The sequence below is a fragment of the Pseudomonas sp. LBUM920 genome, from assembly GCF_003852315.1.
Classification (GTDB): domain Bacteria; phylum Pseudomonadota; class Gammaproteobacteria; order Pseudomonadales; family Pseudomonadaceae; genus Aquipseudomonas.
This window is the reverse complement of record NZ_CP027762.1, coordinates 2,065,225-2,083,518: the sequence shown is the minus strand read 5'-3', so window position 1 is coordinate 2,083,518 and position 18,294 is coordinate 2,065,225. Positions and strand designations below refer to the sequence as shown.

Here is an 18,294-nt window from a genome sequence, read left to right as displayed (position 1 = left end):
GCGAGGCTATAGATCATGGACATGAACCTGCTTCACGACATCACCTTTTATGTGATGTACGCCGCCATGGCGATTGCGATTTTCATCACCATCGAACGCGGCATTTACTTCGCCTACGTGCGTCGCCAGGCGCGGGCCTTGACCGAGGTGCTGGGCGCCAACGTGCACAGCGAGCGCGACTTGCCGCAAGGCCTGACCCGTCGCGACAGCCTGCCACTGAACATGGTGCTGCCGGTGCTGGCGCAAAAGGCTTCTCAGGGTTCGCGCAAGGACCTGGACGACGAAATCGAAACTCAGTACCTGAAGACCCGCGCACCGCTGTCGCGCAGCCTGTGGATCATCGAGACCATCACCACCGCCGCGCCGCTGCTCGGCCTGCTGGGCACCATCCTGGGCATCATCGACACCTTCAAGGCGCTGGCCAGTGCCGGCGTGTCCGACCCAGGCCAGATCTCCGGTGGCATCGGGACGGCGTTGTTCGCCACCGGGTTGGGCATCGCCATCGCGCTGTTCTGCGTGGTGTTCCACAACTTCTTCCAGGACAGCCTGGAGCGCATCAACGACCAGCTGAAAATCCTGCTGATTCGTGCTGCCACCGGTGCCCGCGTGCAGAGTGAAGTGCCGCACCTGGTGCCGACGCCGTTGCACAGCCGCACGGCGTGACCCTCCCACGGCGGGCGCAACCTGCGCCCGCCGTTTTTTTGCCCGATGAGACGCCTATGTCCCTTTCGATGAAGTTGCGTATTGCCGGCCTCACCGGCTTGCTCCTCAGTCCGCTGGCCCAGGCGGACTTTTCAATTCCAGGCTTTGAACTGGTGCACACCGTGCCAGTGGACGCCGCGCTGGGCACGGCCGATTTGCGCCAGCCGGGGCCGGTGTGGATCGCCTTGTTTGATGGCGCAAAAAACAGCATTGATATCGGCCAGTTCTACGCGGCCGACCATCCTGGCTCGGTGATGGACACGGTGATTGAGCATCTGGAAGCTGCCGGCAAACGTGGTGTGAAGATTCGCTTTTTGCTTGAGGAAAAAGGCATTCGGCTGTCGGAGGCTTCTACCCTGGAACGCCTGCGCGCGATTCCCAACCTGACCTTCCGTGTGCTGGCCTATGGGCAGTTGAGCGGCGGGATTATCCACGCCAAGTACATGGTGGTGGACGGCAAGCAGGCGTTTGTCGGCAGCCAGAACTTCGATTGGCGTTCGCTGGAACATATCCACGAGACCGGTTTGCGCATCAGCGATGCCACCGTGGTCAGCCAGGTGCAGGCGATCTTCAATCAGGACTGGCAGGCCCAGGCCGCGCTTGCAGATAAGCAACCCGTGCCGCTGCCGGCTGCGGGCCAGGAGCCGGCACGCACCGGCAACTATCTGGTGGCCAGCCCGCAACGCTACAACCCGCCCGGCGTAGGCGATTCACAGCTGGAACTGCCGCGCCTGTTGAGCGAGGCCAGAAAAGAAGTGCGCGTGCAACTGCTCGACTACGCGCCGCTGTCCTACGGGCCGGACCGAACCCGGCCGTACTACGCGGTGATCGACAACGCCGTGCGCGCCGCCGCCGCGCGTGGGGTGTCGATCAAGCTGATGGTGTCCAACTGGAACACCGACTCGCTGGAACTGCCCTACCTCAAAAGCCTCGCCGTGCTGCCGAACGTAGAGGTCAAAATCGTCACGCTGCCGCAGGCCAAGCAGGGGTTTATCCCTTACGCGCGGGTGATCCACAGCAAGACCATGGAAATTGACGGGCAAGTAGCATGGGTCGGCACCAGCAACTGGCTGGGCGGGTACCTGGATAACTCGCGCAACCTGGAAGTGGTGATGCATGACGCGGCGATGGCCAAGCGGGTGGGCGAGCTGCATGCGCAATTGTGGGATGGGCCATATGCCAAAGCGCTGGATGTAGCGGCGCAGTACCCCGACCCGCATCCTGGCAAGCCGTGAGCTGAACTCGGCTCTTCCTACGCAAAAAAACAATGTGGGAGCGGGCTTGCCCGCGATAGCGGAGTGTCAGCCAACCTAGGCGCTGACTGACACACCGCCTTCGCGGGCAAGCCCGCTCCCACCGTTGATGCCTGGTGGCTCATGTGGGATGGGCCGTATGCCAAAGCGCTGGATGTAGCGGCGCAGTACCCCGACCCGCATCCTGGCAAGCCGTGAGCTGAACTCGGCTCTTCCTACGCAAAAAAACAAAGTGGAAGCGGGCTTGCCCGCGATAGCGGAGTGTCAGTTAACGTAGGCGCTGACTGACACACCGCCTTCGCGGGCAAGCCCGCTCCCACCGTTGATGCTTGGTGGCTCAAATGGAAGTGGTGAGGCATGACGCGGCGATGGCCAAGCGGGTGGGCGAGCTGCATGCGCAATTGTGGGAGGGACCCTATGCCAAAGCGCTGGATGTAGCGGCGCAGTACCCGGACCCGCATCCTGGCAAGCCGTGAGCTGAACTCGGTTCTTCCTACGCAAAAAAAAAGTGGGAGCGGGCTTGCCCGCGATAGCGGAGTGTCAGCCAATGTAGGCGCTGACTGACACACCGCCTTCGCGGGCAAGCCCGCTCCCACAGTTGATGCTTGGTGGCTCACATTGGAAGTGGTGATGCATGACGCGGCGATGGCCAAGCGGGTGGGCGAGCTGCACGCGCAATTGTGGGATGGGCCGTATGCCAAAGCGCTGGATGTAGCGGCGCAGTACCCGAACCCGCACCCTGGCAAGCCGTGAGCTGAACTCGGTTCTTCCTACGCAAAAAAACAATGTGGGAGCGGGCTTGCCCGCGATAGCGGAGTGTCAGCCAACCTAGGCGCTGACTGACACACCGCCTTCGCGGGCAAGCCCGCTCCCACAGTTGATGCTTGGTGGCTCATGTGGAATGGGCCATATGCCAGAGCGCTGGATGTAGCGGCGCAGTCCCGGACCCGCATCCTGGCAAGCCGTGAGCTGAACTCGGTTCTTCCTACGCAAAAAAACAATGTGGGAGCGGGCTTGCCCGCGATAGCGGAGTGTCAGCCAACCTAGGCGCTGACTGACACACCGCCTTCGCGGGCAAGCCCGCTCCCACAGTTGATGCTTGGTGGCTCAAATACCGAGGTAGGACATTTCCCTCATCCGGGTCTCCCCTACCACTCCTTCGTGATGGTAGTGTGTGAAATTGTTTCTGACATTTCGATCAGAAATTTTCCCACTCCTCTTTTGCAAAGGAATGCCTCTAGTCATGCATTTTCCACTGAAAAAACTGGTGGCTGCCACCCTGTTCGCGGCCAGCTTTTCGGCCATTGCCACCCCCGCCTTCGCCAACATCAGCGCCGAACAAAGCGCGACCATTATCAAACATTTCAGCGAAACCCCAGCCAGCGATTTCCGTGGTTTCCTCGGCACTCTGGCCAAGAGCGACCTGGCGAAAACCGATGACGTCGGCCCGGCCATCGACGCCTTCCTGGACAACAAAACCCTGACCGCCGACCAGCAGAACGAAATCAACCGCCTGCTGGGTATTTACACCCGCGTTAAATACGGCAAAGCCGCGCTCGAAACCCTGCGCGAGCTGGTGGAAATTCCGACCTTCAACGTCGACGGCCTGCCGCAGTACAAGAACCCGGAATTCCTCAAGATCGCCGACAAGATCCAGAGCCTGGCCAAAGCCTTCAACCTGAACTTCCGCAACATCGACAACCGCGTTTACGAAATTTCGCTGGAAGGCAGCGGCGATGAAGTCGTCGGCATTCACGCGCACGCCGACGTGGTGCCGGTGACGCCGGAAAACTGGGTGCTCAAGGACGGCACCAAGCTCGACCCGTTCAAGGTCACGCTGATTGGCGATCGCATGTATGGCCGCGGCACCGAGGATGACAAAAACGGCATCGTGGTAGCCCTGTATGCCATGAAGGTGATCAAGGAAGAGAAGCTGCCGCTGGCGCGCAACTTCAAACTGTTGGTGGACACCACTGAAGAAACCATGGGCGACGCGATCCCCTATTACTTCGAACACAACCCGGTGCCGCAATACAACCTGGCGCTGGATGGCGGCTACCCGGTCGTGATTGCCGAGAAAGGCTACGGCACCGTCATGGCGAGCTTCCCGGTGCGCAAAGGCACTGGCAAAGGCGCGGAAATTATCTCGATGACCGGCGGCATGGCCACCAACCAGATTCCGTCGGTCTCGGTCGCCACCCTGCTCAGCGACAAGCCTGCTGAACTGGCCGCCAGCCTGCAGAAAGCCGGCGCTGACTACGTCAAGCAAAACGGTGGCAATTTCGACGTAACGGCCAAGGTGGTCGGCAAAGAGGTCAAGTTGACGCTCACCGGTGTGTCGGCTCACTCCTCCGAGCCGGAAGCGGGCGTCAACCCGGTCGCACGCATGCTGGAACTGATCCACAGCATTGACGGCAAAATCGCGCTGAAGCACAACCACATCACCGACGCTGCACACTATGCAGCTGACAACTGGGGCCTGGATTACCTGGGCGGCAAGTTGGGTGTGGGCTTCTCCGATGCGTTCATGGGACCACTGACCACCTCGCTGACGTTTGTCGGCCAGGATGACAAAGCCTTCAAGCTGGCGGTGAACCTGCGCATCCCCAAAGGCAAATCGCCGGAGGTGCTCAAAACTGAAATCGAAGAGAAAATCAGCGCCTGGGACACGCGCACCAAAGTGGCGATGAACGTCACCTACTCGGTGGCCGAGCCGATGTACCGCAACCCTGAAGGTGAGTGGGTCAAAGCCCTGCTGTCCGTGGCCAGCGAAAACCTCGGCATGGAGCACACGTTCGGCACCTCGGCCGGCGCGACCTCCGTGCATGATCTGCCCAATGGCGTGCAATTCGGCCTGGCGAAGCCGGACGTGAAGTACACCGGGCACACCGACGGTGAGTTCAAGACCGTCGAGCAGTTCTTGCTGGACCTGCAGATCGTCACGGAAATGATGGGCCGTGTGGGGCAACTGCCGAAGCTCTGATAAGCCAAGGTAAACACCACAACGCCGATCAAGATTGATCGGCGTTGTGGTTAAACAGGCCTGGCTTGCGGCCTAAAACATATCCATCGCATTGCACAGCTTGGCCTTCTCTACCGGCACGTTCTGCGGTTTCCCCGTCGGGTTCAGGCGCTGCAACGCAATCAGGCACTGGCCACCGTCCAGCAGGATCAGTTCGTAATCTTGCCCGGCCTTGGGGGTGAAGTGAAAGCTCTGCCTGCAGCTGTAGGCATTGCCGCCAGAAACATAGCCCTCACTCTGGAAGTTCATGGCAAAGGGCTTGTTCGCCGGCACCTTCAGTTCGCTACGCGCCGAGCCTTGCGCCTCCACCCGGCGGTTGCTCTCGGGCATGCCCAGGCTGCGGCCATTATTCCTACCCGCAAAGCCGGATTCGGACACGGCCATCACCCCGGCGCCAGGCACACGCCAGTCGATGCAGTCACGGCCCGGCACACCGCGCGCCATGCCATTGGTGATCACGCGCAAGCGTGCGGTATCCCCTGCTGTGGGTTCAACATAGGGCGTGTTGTAAGCACGGATATTGGAAATATTGCCGCAGCCACTCACGGCCACGGCCAGGCCTGCTATCAGAAACACTCTCATGGAAATCCTTTTTTTTGAGGCTTAACGGCAGTGATAAGGGCTTTCGCTGCGCAGTTCCTCGCCGGTCCGGGCATCGCGAATGATGACCGTCGCCCCCGGCGCATTGAGGCAGAACGCATTGCGTATGGGGTAAATGTTATGGCCCTCGGCGGTGAAGGTGCCGAGCCTGGTTATCTGGGCGCCGGAGGCGTCGTGAGCCGTGACAGTGTATTCACCCGACATGGTCAGGCAGCCGCTCAGCGACAGCAGCAAGGTGGCGCAGATGGCATATTTCACAGGTGATGTCCCTATCGCGTTGAATGCCGAGCCCTTAAAAACAGAGCGTTGTTTTTGTGGTTTCATTGCGCCGACTCACAGGCCCTCAACGGCGCCTTGGGGTGCAATGCACAGAGGTCGAAACCGTCACGCCGCGTGTAGCCAGCACGCTTCATACACACAAAGCGCTGCGCCCGCTCCTGGAAGCTCGCATTGGGATCGATGCCGGAACCATTCTTTTCACCACACGCCAACATGGACGCAACCACATCCTGGTGGCTGGCGCCGGGTTTCTCCCATAAGTCGGCATCGGCCGTGGGGGGCTGGAATGGCTGGCTAAAGCAAGCAGTGACAAAAGGTGCAATCAACACACCTAACGCCAGGTGTTTAAGCCACATGATCAATCTCCTTATTTACGCGCAATCACCGGCACCCGCACGGGTCGACCCTTGGGCCATTAAGGTGTGCAGGACTGCCGGCGATAGATGTAACAGCTGTGCGTCGTCGTTATGGACCTCATCCTCGAGGACCAGGTTCGCCCGTTCGACAGGGCTGGTGAAACATCCTACAAAATACTGATTACTTTACCGGCCATCCGCTGTTTTTTAGCAGCGCCCGCTCCAGCTCAGGCCGTTGCGGCCAGCACCGGCAGTTGCAACCCGCGCAGCGGCGGGCTGCGGTTAACCCTTCAAACCTCAAGCATCAGGATATCTTCAAAGAAACCGCCGACCGGCTCGGTGGGGTGGCAGAGCTGGATCTCCAGCACCCACACCATTTCACTCGGCGTGATCTCAAGCGCGGCCAATTCCTGATTGCCGAACAAGGCGTGGGGGAAATCCGCAATACGGTGGCCGGCCAGGTTGCGCGACAACCGCCAGCCCTTGGCAACGGCCCGTTCCTCGGCAAAGTCATAGAGCTCACAGCCGGTCAGGCCGCGCATCCAGGCCTCGCGGGTTTCATCGAACACTTCATGCAAGACCTTGAAGCAATCGCGGTACAGCGCTGACTCGCCGAAGACGAAGGTGTCGCCATAGTCGCCCTCGTAGCCGTCCCACACCGGGCCGAGGTCGACCACCACGATATCGGTGGCACGCAGCGTGCGCAGTGGGTCAATGCCTTCTCTGGGCGGGCGAACCGTGTCGTCGCCAAAACGAATGTAAGTCGGGTGCCAGGTGTGCGAGGCGCCCATGGCCTGCAATTGCGCGGCGGCCATGTCGAGGGCTTGCCCGGTGGTCATGCCGACTGTGAGCTGGCTGGCAATCGCCGCCAGGGCGCGGATGGTTTTTTCACGCGCGGCGAGCATACCGTCCAGCGAGTACCGCGGGCCGACTTTTTCCCAGGTTTGATCCAGTCCATTGAGCAGCGTGTCGGCGCTCGACCGGCCACTGGGTACAAACGCTTCGGCGACAAAACGATGGCTCGGCAAACCCGCTTCGAGGCAATCGGCACGCGCCTGGCTGATCATGCCGCCGTTACCGCAGGCATACACCTGAGTCGACGCCCAACGGTGCCCATGACTCAGCGCCACTTCCTGCACCCTACCCTGCGCTGCCAATACCGGGTGCCAGTGAAAACGCGGGTGGTCGATGACCGCCTGGTCCAGAAATACGCGGTCGTAAAAGTCTGCCGCCTGCGCGCCGCCCCAGTAAAACGTCACCTCCACATCCTGCTTCAACGCGCTCAGCAGGATCGGCTTGATACCCGCGTAGCCGGTGCCTGTGGCGAACAGCACCACAGGCGCATCGTCATCGTCCTGCCAGGTGCAGGCACCAAAAGGCCCCTCCAGCGTCAACAGATCGCCAGCCTCAAGGCTGTCCAGGAGGGTCTCGGAAAAAAGCCCGCCGCGCACCCGACGAATCTGAAACACCAGGCGCCCATCGCCGTCGGCCGGCAGGTTGGCGATCGAGAAACAGCGCGAGTCGCCATCGACCAGGCGGAACTTGAGGTACTGGCCCGGCCTTACGGCCAGCGGCGTGTCCGGCATCACCACCAACTCAATGATGTCGGGGCTGAGGTCACGCTTGCTCAGCACCGTCGCCTCGACCACCAGCGCGGGGGTGTCCAGCGACCACCCGGGAATCTCCAGGCGCATGTCGGCGCAGGCGTGGCTTTGACACAAGAGCATTTCATTCGCTGCCAGCGGGTAGCACGGCGCGGGCGCGCCGGGCGCCAGCTGCTTGGCGCGGTAGTGGCCTTGCTTGACCACCACCTTGCACGAACCACACGCCCCGCGCCGGCACGAGAACGGCACAGACAGGCCGCTGGCGAGCATCGCGTCGAGCAACAGCTCATCGCCGGCTTCAAAGGTTTTCCCCGAGGGGGCGAGTTCGATGACATGGCGTGTGTTCATAACAACCTCAGGGGTAAGTGAGGCTTGATTGTTGCGCTAGACTAGGCCCATTAAAACCTCCAGTTTTGGATACTTAAGATGGTCCAGATGCGTAAATGGCGCCCGCTCCTCAAGCTCGATGAGAGCACCACCCAGGCGTCCTATCGCAAGATTGCCGAAGGCCTGGTGCAGGCCATCCTCGAAGGAAGGCTGCCGCCCGGCACGCTGCTGCCGGGCACACGGGAAATGGCGCAGATGCTCGACGTCAACCGCAAGACGGTGATCCTGGCTTACGAGGAAGCGTCGACCAAAGGCTGGCTGATCAGCGAGCCGCGCCGGGGCACGTTCGTCAATGCGCAATTGGCGCCAACGCCCGCGTCCAACCGCGCGCAGCACTCTTTTGCCCCGCCACTGCTGGCGCAGCCAGTGGTGCCGTATTTCGAGCAGAATGCGCAAGTCATCGCCCTGCAGCATCGGCATGACGCGCTGTTTTTCGATAACGGTGCCTGCGACCACCGCTTGCTGCCCCAGGCCGTTTTACACCGCTATTACCGCAATGCCCTGCGCAGCAGTTTTGCGTCCAACTCGGTGCGCTACGGCAGCGAGGGCACCGGCTATGAATTGCGTTGCGCGCTGGCAGAGATGCTGCGCAACAATCGCGGGCTGGCAGTCAGCGCCGAGAATATCTGCCTCACGCCCGGCACTCAGGTGTCGCTGTACCTGACGGCCAGCCTGCTGATCAAACCCGGTGATGTGGTGTTGGTGGAGCGTCTGAGTTACCCGCCGGCGTGGGAAATTTTCCGCAAGCTCGGCGCACATTTGATCACCGTCGACATGGACGATGAAGGCTGTCGCACGGACCACATCGAGCAGTTATGCCACGCACATGATGTAAGGATGATTTACCTCACGCCGCACCACCAGTTTCCTACCACGGTGAGCCTGCATGCGGCCCGTCGGCAACACCTGCTGGCGTTGGCGGCGCAGCACAATTTCTGCGTGATCGAAGAAGACTACGACCACGAATATCACTTCAACGGACGCCCCTATCTGCCGCTGGCCAGTGATGGCGCGCAACGCCATGTGATCTACATCGGCTCGCTATCCAAGGCGTTGGGGTCGACGTTTCGTTGCAGTTATGTGGTGGCTCCGGCCAGCGTGATTGAGGTGCTGCAGAACAGCGCGGCACTGGTGGTAGGCGACACCGACGCGGTTGCACAAAAAATGCTCGCGGACCTGATCAATCAGGGGGAATTGAAGAAGCACCTGCGCCGTGTTTCGAAAGAATACGTAGCGCGTCGAGAGGTGCTGCAGAGCTGTTTGCACAGCGCATTTGGCGATCGAATCAAGGTGCGCGAGCCTGAAGGCGGCCTGGCCCTCTGGGTTCGCTTCCAGGATGAAACCGACGTCGATCAGTTGCTCGCCACAGCCCGGGGCCAGGGCGTGGTGGTGCGCAGTGCGCGTCAGTTTTCACCGCTGAATGTGCCGGAAAATGCCCTGCGCCTGGGGTTTGCCTCGCTTGATCGGGATGAGCTCCGGGAAGCCACGCTGCGGTTGGCGCGGGTGATGAGCAAGCGTTGATCACGCATGCATCGACACCCGTTAGAGCGCGCCTTGGCCGCTGTTTTGAAGCCGGGCAAGGTCGGGAAACTCGAGCAACAGCGCCCGATTGCCGCGACCGATATGCTCCATCACCGCCAGCGTGATGAACTCGCGCACCATCCCGCTCGAGACGTAATACATCGCCCAGGCTTGTTCGGGCGTGCAGTGGCCGATCTGTTCTTCGATGTCCTTGTAAGCCTGGTATTCGTCCGGCTTCAAAACGTATGGGTTAGCCGCTTGGCGCATGATTTTTCTCCTCCCTGAAAACGCTGCGACAGCCCCTTGGTCTGCCGACGGCTAACGCTGGGACGCTATGGCCCCGTTCATACGCCGGCGCTGATCGACTTTCGTCGAGCGACTCCCCCATCATGTTTATGGAGCAATGCCTTGATGCGGTTCAGCAGTTGTTTTTCATTACCCAGTGACGTGAGGCCGTGGGTGCTTTGCGCCTCATAGGCCTCAACCATCTTTATCAGCGTCACTAATTGATGAGTGTCGGCTTTGGTTTCTTTGCAAATAGCCATGTAAGCCCTCTGCCAATAAAGATGAATGCCACGCGGGGTTATGTACCGCTCTTGACCTTGGTCCACACGCGCGTGCGGATTCGCTCCAACTTCAACGGTAGTGGTTCAAGCGGAACAAGTGTGGCAACCGTATGCTTGTCAGGATAAATCCAAGGGTTGTCGCGCAGCTTCTGCTCGACGAACTCAGTGGCGTCCTTGTTAGCGTTCGGGTACAGCGTGTGGTTCGAGCTCTTGGCAATCACTTGCGGTTCAAGCATGTAATTGATGAACGCCAGACCTTCCTTGGCATGGGGCGCATCTTTGAGCAGCACAAAGTTTTCCGACCACACCAACCCGCCCTCACGAGGCAGGCTGTAGGCAATTTTGCGCCCGGTGTTGTTTTTCTCATTGATGGCCTGCGCCGTCAGCGCCCCGCTCGCCCAGCCCACGACCACACAAATATTGCCATCGGCAAAGTCGGCGTCGGTTCTGGAGGAGTCGAAGTAGAGAATATAGGGACGGATTTTCAACAGCAGCGCCTGAGCCTTCTGGTAATCCTCAGGGTTCTGGCTGTTGCTCGGCAGGCCGAGGTAATGCAACGCGATCGAAATGACCTCGCTGGGCGAGTCGAGCATCGCCACGCCGCAGGACTTGAGCTTGCTGATGTTTTCTTCTTTAAAGATCAGGTCCCAGCTGTCCACCGGGGCGTTGTCACCCAACGCGGCTTTGACTTTATCAACGTCATAGCCAATCCCGGTGGTGCCCCACAGGTAAGGCACGGCGTAGCGGTTGCCCGGATCATTCACCGAAAGCAGCGCCAACATCTCTGGGTCGATATGGGAAAAGTTGCTCAGTTGGTCGCGGTCCAGCGGTGCAAGCACGCCCGCCTTGATCAGGCTTGGCAGGACATTGGAGGTGGCGACAACCACGTCATAGCCCGTGCGCCCGGCCATGACCTTGCTCTGCATGATCTCGGCGCTGTCGAAGGCATCCACGTGCATGCGCGCGCCGGTTTTTTGCTCGAATTCCTTGGGCGTCTCTGGCGCGATCAACCCGAACCAGTTGTACAGATTCACCTGAGGTTGCGCCCCCGCAGCAGGCGCACTGATACCTACACAGACAAGCGAGGCCAAAAAAATGGCTCGCAAATGTGATTGACTCATATAACTATCCTTGTCAAAACGACAGGCCTTCATGGCCTGCATCCGCTGGGAGGTGAATATACCCGGCGTCGTCTAATAGTAAATACCTACAAGTACTTAGCTCGCGCCTATGAACGCCTAACCCTAAAGGGGTAGAACATGTCACTCGACCTTCATAACCTGGCCTGGCACCGATCGGCCGGCAAGCTGATTATGGAGCTCAATCGCCCGGCTTTCTGGAGCTCGCTGGTTCGCGTGTTGAATGAATATGTGCAGATCGACAACTGGGTTGTCCTGGTTTTCAGCGATCAACAGGTCAACGTCATCAGCTTTACTGAAGTGGCCGATGCCGAGGAGGTGGATGCCCTGACTCAGCGCTACCTCAAAGGGCTGTACCTGCTGGACCCGTTCTACATTGCCAACCGGGAAAACCCGCAGAGTGGCTTTTTTCACTTGTCAGACATAGCGCCCGAGCACTTTCTGACCACCGAGTATTACCGTCAGTATTTCGCCCAGTACGTCTCGGTGGATGAGGTGCAGTACAACGTTCAGCTCGATGAGGACAGGACGTTGTGTATTTCATTCGGCAGTAACGTGCGCTACAGCCCGGAACAGATCACCACACTGGATATCATCAAGCCTTGGGTTTTGGCATTGATGCACCAGCGTATGTGCTTTGAGATCGACGTTGAAAAAAACCTCAATGAGACACCGCCCTGGTCGCAGGCAATTGTTCAACTGGGCAGCCAGATCACAACGCGTGAAAAGGACGTGCTCAAGTTGCTGTTGAGCGGATTCTCCAACAAAGAAATCGCCGGCAAACTGTCCCTGTCGACAGAAACGGTGAAAGTGCACCGGCGCAATATTTACACCAAGCTGAACATCAAGTCCCAGTCCGAACTCTTTGCGCGTTTCTTCATGCCAAAACAGGACGTCTACGCGGTGAACTGAAGGCGCGGCGCTTAGCCCGCCGCGCCGAGAAACGGCAGCGCGAGGAACAGCTTGATCACCACCGCATTGGTGATGTCGATGAAAAACGCCCCCACCATCGGCACCACCAGAAAGGCAATCTGCGAGGGACCGAAGCGCTGTGTCACCGCCTGCATATTGGCAATGGCGGTGGGTGTCGCGCCCAATCCGAAACCGCAATGCCCGGCCGCCAGCACCGCCGCATCGTAGTTGCTGCCCATCACTCGAAACGTTACGAAAATCGCGAACAGGGCCATCAACAGCGCCTGTGCCGCCAGCAGGATGACGATCGGCAACGCCAGCGCCGCCAGGTCCCACAGCTTGAGCGACATCAAGGCAATCGCGAGGAACAACGACAGGCTGACATTACCCAGCAGCGACACTTCCCGCTCAAACACCTGATGCCAACCCAGCGCCGACAAGCCATTGCGCAGCACCACGCCGACAAACAGCACGCAGACAAAGGTGGGCAACTCGAAGGCGGTGCCTTGGATAACACCACTCAGGCACGTGCCAACCTGCAAGCTGATCGCCAACAGGGCCAGGGTTTCGATAAATGAAAACGAGGTGATCATGCGCTCCTGATCGGGGCGCTCAAAGCCTTTGGGCCGCCGCGGCTGCGAGTGTTCAACGCCAGGCACCTGGACACGCTTGATCAGCAGGCGCGCGACCGGGCCGCCAATCAAGCCCCCCAGCACCAAACCAAAGGTCGCCGAAGCAATTGCCAGTTCAGACGCGGAGGCCACGCCGTATTTCTCACTGAACACCGCGCCCCATGCGGCGCCCGTGCCGTGCCCACCCGACAGGGTGATGGAGCCCGCCAGCAAGCCCATCAATGGATCAAGCCCCAGCGCCTTGGCCAACGCGATCCCCATGGCGTTTTGCACCACCAACAGGGCCGTCACGACCAGCAGGAAAATACCCAGCACGCGCCCGCCTCGCTTCAGGCTGGCGAAATCTGCGTTCAGGCCAATCGTGGCGAAAAACGCCAGCATCAATGGGGTTTGTAAGGAGGTGTCGAAGCGAACCTCGACATCCGCCAGCGCACGCAACGCCAGCAGCAATGCGGCAACCAACAGGCCGCCGGCTACCGGCTCCGGAATGCTGTAGACACGTAGAAAGCCAATCCGGGCCACCAGCCAACGGCCCAATAAAAGCACCAGGGAGGCAGCGACCAGGGTTGAATAGAAATCGAGCTGAAGCATCTGGACAGTCCTTTGAAGTAAACAAGGAAAAGGGGCTGGCCAGAGTAGAGACAGCGGAACAGGTACACAGCTACCCGACATTGATTACAGACTATTCCTACGCACATCAGCACATGGCCTACATGCGTGGTGTGTTTTGCCGGCAAAAAAGCGACACGAACAAAAACGCCGATCATCACTGATCGGCGTTTTCGTTAAATATGGAGCGGGAAACGAGACTCGAACTCGCGACCCCGACCTTGGCAAGGTCGTGCTCTACCAACTGAGCTATTCCCGCAAATGGCGTCCCCTAGGGGACTCGAACCCCTGTTACCGCCGTGAAAGGGCGGTGTCCTAGGCCACTAGACGAAGGGGACACGCTACTGAAACACATGGTGTGTATTTCAGTGCCCAGAGGCCTCATCCGAAGACTTGGTCCTGGTTTCACTCAATGCCGCCCTAGGGCAACACTGCTTAAAAATTGGAGCGGGAAACGAGACTCGAACTCGCGACCCCGACCTTGGCAAGGTCGTGCTCTACCAACTGAGCTATTCCCGCATATGGCGTCCCCTAGGGGACTCGAACCCCTGTTACCGCCGTGAAAGGGCGGTGTCCTAGGCCACTAGACGAAGGGGACACACGTACAACATTCACTCCCTACCGCGTTTCGCTGTGTGCTTTACGCTGTAAGTGGCGCGCATTCTATGGATGGATTGAAAGGTCGTCAACCCCCAAGGATAAATTTATTTAAATCAATGACTTCGCCCTGCTTTCCAGGGCTTTGCGGGCATTGTGCCCGTGCGGGCTTTGACGCCTATATTCTGGCGCCCGACAAGGCGCTATAGTTCGCCCAGGCAAATGATGGCAATGTGCATCCACGCAGGGAACGCTTACCTATATAGCAGAAACTACCTGGGCAACTGGTCGAACAATCCTATCCGTCGGATAGACCAGTCACTACACTCCACAGCAAACCCTATAAAGAGGTCACACCGGTGACACCACTCATGATCACCCTGCTGGTAATAGCCGGGATCGTAATACTGATCGCCATTGGCTACATGAACCACGTGGTGGAAAACAACAAACTGGAAAAGCAGCGCACCGAAATCGAGCTTAACGATCGGCTGCGTCGATGCGGTGAGATCACCGAGACGTTCCCCGGCCAGTTGATGACCCCGAAACTCAAACTGTTGCTGACTCGCCTGGAACTCAACGTCACCCAGCGCCTGTTGCACCTCAAAAAATCCAGCGCACCGCTCAAGGCACGTATCGCTGAGCTGAACGCGCTGATCGGCCAGGGCGAATCGATCCCGGTGGCCAACCCACCCGCGCCGATCCAGACCGAAGCCAAGGCCAAGGACGTGCGTTTCCTGCTCGAGGCGCTGCACGGTCAAGTGACCCGCGCGGCCCAGGACGGTTTTCTGCCGACCAACGAAGCCAAGCACTGGATCAAGGAAATTCGCCATATCCTGGTGTTGCTGCACATTGAGTTCTTCAACAACCTGGGCCAGCACGCCCTGCAACAAGGCCAGCCTGGCCAGGCACGCCTGGCGTTCGAACGTGGCGTGCAGTACTTGCGCAAACAGCCGGAGCCGGTGCTCTACAGTGCACAACTGCAATTGCTGGAATCGCAACTGGCCCGCGCCAACTCCACGGTGCTGACCAACAGCAAGCCGGCCGAAGACGAAGTCAACGAACTGACCGAAGGCCTGAAAGTCGTCGACGCCGACGCCGAATGGAAGAAGAAAGTCATCTACGACTGATCGCCTGCCCCATGTGGCGACCCCGGGTCGCCACATGCCATCACTTTGCACCTATCCCCCCGCCCCCGACTAGCGTAAAAAAGTGCCCCTCACTCCGTGAAGTTAGAGGCCTGCTATGCCTGTTGCCGTGATTGATGGACAACCGCTGCACTATGTCGACCAGGGCACCGGCCCGGTCGTCCTGCTGGGTTCGAGTTACCTGTGGGACCGCGACATGTGGGCCCCGCAAATTGAAGCCCTGTCGCAACAGTACCGCGTGATCGTGCCGGAACTGTGGGGCCACGGTGAGTCCGGCCCGCTGCCGACGCAAACCCGCTCCCTCGACGACCTCGCGCGCCAGGCCCTGGCGCTGCTGGATCAGCTGGATATCGCGCAAATCAATCTGGTCGGCCTGTCGGTCGGCGGCATGTGGGGCGCGCGCCTGGCGTTGCTGGCACCGGCGCGCATCAACAGCGTGGTGCTGATGGACACCTACCTGGGCGCCGAGCCCGACGCCACGCGCCAGTATTACTTCTCGCTGTTCAAGATGATCGAGGACGCCGGCGCCATCCCCGAGCCGTTGCTGGATGTGGTTGCACCGATTTTCTTCCGCCCCGGCATCGACCGCGAGTCGGCCCTGTACCAGGATTTTCGCAAGGCGTTGCAGGCCTTACCCAAAGAGCGCCTGCTGAACAGCATCGTGCCACTGGGGCGCCTGATCTTCAGTCGCGAGAACATTCTGGACCAGTTGCCCCGCCTGGACTCGGACACCACGCTGGTGATGTGCGGCGAGCAGGACAAGCCGCGGCCGCCCGCAGAATCACAGGAAATGGCTGAACTGATTGGCTGCAGCCTCACGCTGATTCCCGACGCGGGGCATATCTCGGCCCGGGAAAACCCGGACTTCGTCAATGAAGCGCTGCTGACCTTCCTCGCCAACCACGCCTGATTGGCGCCCTGCCCTTTGTTCGCGGCTGACCCGCCGCGATCAAAGGCGGAAGTGCCCCACCATGCCCTTGAGCTCCGCGCCCAACTGCGCCAGCTGGATACTCGACGCGGCATTGCCCTGCATGCTCAACGCCGACTGATCGGCGCTCGCACGAATGCTGGTCACACTGCGATTGATCTCTTCGGCCACCGAGCTTTGCTCCTCGGCCGCCGCGGCAATCTGCTGATTCATTTGCTGGATCAATGACACCGCCGCGGCAATGCTGCCCAACGCGTTCTTCGTTTCCAGCGCATCGCTGACCGCCAACTTCACCAGCTCGCCGCTCTGCTGAATCTGCTGCACCGACGACTGCGCCGCGCTGCGCAACGTACTGACCAGACGCTCGATTTCCTCGGTCGATTGCTGCGTGCGCTTGGCCAACGCCCGCACTTCGTCGGCCACCACTGCAAACCCTCGGCCCTGCTCGCCGGCGCGGGCCGCTTCGATAGCGGCGTTAAGGGCCAGCAGATTGGTTTGCTCGGCCACGCTTTTGATCACGCCCAGTACCGTGCCGATATTCTGGATTTCCGCGCTCAGGCTTTCGATACTCGCGCTGGCACTGGTGCTGGAGGACGCGAGCAATTCAATCCGTTGCAGGCTCTGGCGCACCACTTGCTGACCGCTGTCGACCTTGTCGTCGGCGGTCTGCGCGGCTTGCGCGGCCTCTTCGGCGTTACGCGCCACGTCGTGCACCGTGGCGGTCATCTGGTTCATTGCCGTGGCAACCTGTTCGGTTTCTTCTTTTTGGCTGCTGACTTCAACATTGGTCTGCTCAGTGACGCTGGACAGTGAATGCGCCGAACTGGCCAATTGCTCGATGCCCGCTTGCAGCCCACTGACCATCTGGCTCAGGCCGCTGCCCATTTGCTGCATCGCCTGCATCAACTGGCCGATTTCATCGCGGCGGCTGACTTCCATCCGCCCGCTCAGGTCGCCGGACGCAATCTGCTGGGCCACGGCGATCACAGTGCGCAGCGGCGCCACGATCAACCGGGTGATCACCCACGCCGCGATCAAGCCCACCAGCAGCGCGAGGGCCGAGGAACCGATGATCAACACCGCGCTTTTCTTCAATTGCGCCTGCATGGACTGGTCTTCGGCGTCGTACGCCTGGTTGACCCGGCTGACCACTTGGTCGGCGCGGTCATGCAACTGCTTGTAGACGATTTTTTCCTGGGCCAGCAGCCCGGTGTACTCGCCGAGTTTTTCGCTGAATGCGGCGATATGCCCGGAGACTTCATTGAGCACGGTCTGGTAACCCGCATCCTTGACCGAGGTTTTCAGCTGTTCGACTTGCGCCAGGGCCTGATCGGCCTGTTCGATCTTGCCTTGCTCGGCGTTGTCGGCATCGGCGTTGTCGGCATCGGCCTTGCGGCTCTGATCCAGGCGCACGCGCGCTTCATTCATGGCTTGCAACATCAACCGCGAGACCTGGCTGACCTGCCCGGCCTGCTCGATAAACTCGGCGCCATCCTTACCCTGGCTTTCCTTCAGGCCATAGGCGCCGTCGTCGGCCAGGCCGGCCTGCAACACATCGAGGTTATTGGCCACACTGGACACCGACCAACTGGCCATTTCCAGCGCCAGGTCCTTGGTCTGGGTCAGTTCGACAAACTCGTCGAATGCCTTGCGATACGCCGCCAACGCCTGCTCGACATCGCCCATCACTGGCACATTCGTGGCTGACCGGGCCTTGAGGCTGGCGGCCATCGCCGCCAGTGCATCGACACTTTCATGCAGGGCATCGACAGACTTGGGGTCGGCGTGCAGCGCGTAGTCCTGCTCGATCAGACGCACCTTGAGCAAACCGCTGTTGAGCGATGACATGGCCTTGAGGCCTTCAAAACGCTGGCCAACGGTTTGCAGGGACCACACGCCAATGGCCGCCACCAGCGCCGTCAACAGCAGCACCAGGGCGAAACCCAAGCCCAGTTTCTTCGCCATACCGAGGTTGGCGAAACGTCGTTGCACGCCTGAAATCATTGCACTTGAATCCTCTTGCAACGGCAGATGCCATC

At 59.9% G+C, this 18,294-nt stretch carries 16 protein-coding genes, 4 tRNA genes and 3 pseudogenes; 9 read left to right on the top strand and 14 right to left on the bottom strand.

Translation table 11 applies throughout. The annotated features are described in order from the left end of the window. The first annotated feature begins 15 nt into the window (after nt 1-15). From C4J83_RS09705 to C4J83_RS09685, 5 genes and pseudogenes are all read left to right on the top strand, one after another. A complete protein-coding gene (locus C4J83_RS09705) occupies nt 16-663 on the top strand; it encodes a MotA/TolQ/ExbB proton channel family protein (protein ID WP_106580659.1) in 648 nt (215 codons plus the stop codon). 56 nt (nt 664-719) lie between these two features. After that, nucleotides 720-1,937 (top strand): phospholipase D-like domain-containing protein, encoded by a 1,218-nt coding sequence (locus C4J83_RS09700; RefSeq protein ID WP_124416886.1) that lies wholly within the window; start codon nt 720-722, stop codon nt 1,935-1,937. 359 nt (nt 1,938-2,296) lie between these two features. Further along, nucleotides 2,297-2,431, top strand: a pseudogene (locus C4J83_RS09695) (phospholipase D-like domain-containing protein); the annotation flags it as partial. Between the two features lie 142 nt (nt 2,432-2,573). After that, nucleotides 2,574-2,708, top strand: a pseudogene (locus tag C4J83_RS09690) (phospholipase D-like domain-containing protein); the annotation flags it as partial. A 490-nt stretch (nt 2,709-3,198) separates the two neighbouring features. Then, nucleotides 3,199-4,938: a dipeptidase gene (locus tag C4J83_RS09685; protein WP_124416885.1), complete on the top strand. Its 1,740-nt coding sequence runs from the start codon at nt 3,199-3,201 to the stop codon at nt 4,936-4,938. A 72-nt stretch (nt 4,939-5,010) separates the two neighbouring features. Here C4J83_RS09685 and C4J83_RS09680 read toward each other — a convergent pair whose 3' ends face one another. From C4J83_RS09680 to C4J83_RS09665, 4 genes are all read right to left on the bottom strand, one after another. After that, nucleotides 5,011-5,559, bottom strand: a complete 549-nt coding sequence (locus C4J83_RS09680; RefSeq protein WP_124416884.1) for a hypothetical protein — start codon at nt 5,557-5,559, stop codon at nt 5,011-5,013. A 21-nt stretch (nt 5,560-5,580) separates the two neighbouring features. Beyond that, entirely contained in the window at nt 5,581-5,901 is a 321-nt protein-coding gene (locus tag C4J83_RS30670) for a hypothetical protein (RefSeq protein WP_234452761.1), read from the bottom strand. Continuing rightward, the gene (locus C4J83_RS09670) at nt 5,898-6,212 is read right to left on the bottom strand and encodes a hypothetical protein (RefSeq protein WP_124416883.1); all 315 of its coding nucleotides are present in this window, start codon (nt 6,210-6,212) and stop codon (nt 5,898-5,900) included. The genes C4J83_RS30670 and C4J83_RS09670 overlap by 4 nt, the downstream gene beginning before the upstream one ends. Nucleotides 6,213-6,502: 290 nt before the next feature. Further along, nucleotides 6,503-8,164, bottom strand: a complete 1,662-nt coding sequence (locus C4J83_RS09665; protein WP_124416882.1) for an NAD(P)H dependent flavin oxidoreductase family protein — start codon at nt 8,162-8,164, stop codon at nt 6,503-6,505. 78 nt (nt 8,165-8,242) lie between these two features. On the opposite strand from C4J83_RS09665, the gene pdxR reads away from it, so the two are divergent. Beyond that, entirely contained in the window at nt 8,243-9,724 is a 1,482-nt protein-coding gene (pdxR, locus tag C4J83_RS09660) for a MocR-like pyridoxine biosynthesis transcription factor PdxR (protein WP_124416881.1), read from the top strand. A gap of 21 nt (nt 9,725-9,745) precedes the next feature. Here pdxR and C4J83_RS09655 read toward each other — a convergent pair whose 3' ends face one another. The 3 genes from C4J83_RS09655 to C4J83_RS09645 all read right to left on the bottom strand — a co-directional run bounded on the left by C4J83_RS09655 (nt 9,746) and on the right by C4J83_RS09645 (nt 11,411). Then, complete coding sequence (locus tag C4J83_RS09655) at nt 9,746-9,991, bottom strand: hypothetical protein (protein WP_106580667.1); 246 nt, start codon at nt 9,989-9,991, stop codon at nt 9,746-9,748. Nucleotides 9,992-10,068: 77 nt separating this feature from the next. Continuing rightward, nucleotides 10,069-10,269 (bottom strand): hypothetical protein, encoded by a 201-nt coding sequence (locus C4J83_RS09650; RefSeq protein WP_124416880.1) that lies wholly within the window; start codon nt 10,267-10,269, stop codon nt 10,069-10,071. Between the two features lie 38 nt (nt 10,270-10,307). Next, nucleotides 10,308-11,411 (bottom strand): polyamine ABC transporter substrate-binding protein, encoded by a 1,104-nt coding sequence (locus C4J83_RS09645; protein ID WP_124416879.1) that lies wholly within the window; start codon nt 11,409-11,411, stop codon nt 10,308-10,310. Nucleotides 11,412-11,549: 138 nt separating this feature from the next. Here C4J83_RS09645 and C4J83_RS09640 point away from each other — a divergent pair, with 138 nt between their 5' ends. Then, nucleotides 11,550-12,341 (top strand): helix-turn-helix domain-containing protein, encoded by a 792-nt coding sequence (locus C4J83_RS09640; protein WP_106580670.1) that lies wholly within the window; start codon nt 11,550-11,552, stop codon nt 12,339-12,341. 11 nt (nt 12,342-12,352) lie between these two features. Here C4J83_RS09640 and gltS read toward each other — a convergent pair whose 3' ends face one another. The 5 genes from gltS to C4J83_RS09615 all read right to left on the bottom strand — a co-directional run bounded on the left by gltS (nt 12,353) and on the right by C4J83_RS09615 (nt 14,180). Next, nucleotides 12,353-13,564, bottom strand: coding sequence for a sodium/glutamate symporter (gltS, locus tag C4J83_RS09635; protein ID WP_119735539.1), 1,212 nt, complete (start codon nt 13,562-13,564; stop codon nt 12,353-12,355). A gap of 201 nt (nt 13,565-13,765) precedes the next feature. Beyond that, nucleotides 13,766-13,841 (bottom strand) — tRNA-Gly (locus C4J83_RS09630). Between the two features lie 3 nt (nt 13,842-13,844). Next, nucleotides 13,845-13,920 (bottom strand) — tRNA-Glu (locus C4J83_RS09625). 105 nt (nt 13,921-14,025) lie between these two features. Further along, a tRNA-Gly gene (locus C4J83_RS09620) sits at nt 14,026-14,101 on the bottom strand. A gap of 3 nt (nt 14,102-14,104) precedes the next feature. Then, nucleotides 14,105-14,180 (bottom strand) — tRNA-Glu (locus C4J83_RS09615). 370 nt (nt 14,181-14,550) lie between these two features. Here C4J83_RS09615 and C4J83_RS09610 point away from each other — a divergent pair. Both C4J83_RS09610 and C4J83_RS09605 read left to right on the top strand, forming a co-directional pair. Beyond that, nucleotides 14,551-15,309, top strand: a complete 759-nt coding sequence (locus C4J83_RS09610; protein WP_119735538.1) for a hypothetical protein — start codon at nt 14,551-14,553, stop codon at nt 15,307-15,309. Nucleotides 15,310-15,424: 115 nt separating this feature from the next. Beyond that, nucleotides 15,425-16,237, top strand: coding sequence for an alpha/beta fold hydrolase (locus C4J83_RS09605; protein ID WP_106580673.1), 813 nt, complete (start codon nt 15,425-15,427; stop codon nt 16,235-16,237). A 39-nt stretch (nt 16,238-16,276) separates the two neighbouring features. Here the strand turns inward: C4J83_RS09605 and C4J83_RS31065 are convergent, their stop codons facing one another. Both C4J83_RS31065 and C4J83_RS31060 read right to left on the bottom strand, forming a co-directional pair. Continuing rightward, a complete protein-coding gene (locus C4J83_RS31065) occupies nt 16,277-16,981 on the bottom strand; it encodes a methyl-accepting chemotaxis protein (protein ID WP_372239324.1) in 705 nt (234 codons plus the stop codon). Between the two features lie 204 nt (nt 16,982-17,185). After that, nucleotides 17,186-17,362: pseudogene (locus C4J83_RS31060) on the bottom strand (HAMP domain-containing protein); the annotation flags it as partial. Nucleotides 17,363-18,294: the final 932 nt, after the last annotated feature.

Excerpts from the sequence above, each read along its gene's own strand:
- C4J83_RS09705 (WP_106580659.1), top strand. The coding sequence starts at position 16 with ATGGACATGAACCTGCTTCACGACATCACCTTTTATGTGATGTACGCC.
- C4J83_RS09700 (WP_124416886.1), top strand. The coding sequence starts at position 720 with ATGTCCCTTTCGATGAAGTTGCGTATTGCCGGCCTCACCGGCTTGCTC.
- C4J83_RS09685 (WP_124416885.1), top strand. The coding sequence starts at position 3,199 with ATGCATTTTCCACTGAAAAAACTGGTGGCTGCCACCCTGTTCGCGGCC.
- C4J83_RS09680 (WP_124416884.1), bottom strand. The coding sequence starts at position 5,559 with ATGAGAGTGTTTCTGATAGCAGGCCTGGCCGTGGCCGTGAGTGGCTGC.
- C4J83_RS30670 (WP_234452761.1), bottom strand. The coding sequence starts at position 5,901 with ATGAAACCACAAAAACAACGCTCTGTTTTTAAGGGCTCGGCATTCAAC.
- C4J83_RS09670 (WP_124416883.1), bottom strand. The coding sequence starts at position 6,212 with ATGTGGCTTAAACACCTGGCGTTAGGTGTGTTGATTGCACCTTTTGTC.
- C4J83_RS09665 (WP_124416882.1), bottom strand. The coding sequence starts at position 8,164 with ATGAACACACGCCATGTCATCGAACTCGCCCCCTCGGGGAAAACCTTT.
- pdxR (WP_124416881.1), top strand. The coding sequence starts at position 8,243 with ATGGTCCAGATGCGTAAATGGCGCCCGCTCCTCAAGCTCGATGAGAGC.
- C4J83_RS09655 (WP_106580667.1), bottom strand. The coding sequence starts at position 9,991 with ATGCGCCAAGCGGCTAACCCATACGTTTTGAAGCCGGACGAATACCAG.
- C4J83_RS09650 (WP_124416880.1), bottom strand. The coding sequence starts at position 10,269 with ATGGCTATTTGCAAAGAAACCAAAGCCGACACTCATCAATTAGTGACG.
- C4J83_RS09645 (WP_124416879.1), bottom strand. The coding sequence starts at position 11,411 with ATGAGTCAATCACATTTGCGAGCCATTTTTTTGGCCTCGCTTGTCTGT.
- C4J83_RS09640 (WP_106580670.1), top strand. The coding sequence starts at position 11,550 with ATGTCACTCGACCTTCATAACCTGGCCTGGCACCGATCGGCCGGCAAG.
- gltS (WP_119735539.1), bottom strand. The coding sequence starts at position 13,564 with ATGCTTCAGCTCGATTTCTATTCAACCCTGGTCGCTGCCTCCCTGGTG.
- C4J83_RS09610 (WP_119735538.1), top strand. The coding sequence starts at position 14,551 with ATGATCACCCTGCTGGTAATAGCCGGGATCGTAATACTGATCGCCATT.
- C4J83_RS09605 (WP_106580673.1), top strand. The coding sequence starts at position 15,425 with ATGCCTGTTGCCGTGATTGATGGACAACCGCTGCACTATGTCGACCAG.
- C4J83_RS31065 (WP_372239324.1), bottom strand. The coding sequence starts at position 16,981 with ATGACCGCCACGGTGCACGACGTGGCGCGTAACGCCGAAGAGGCCGCG.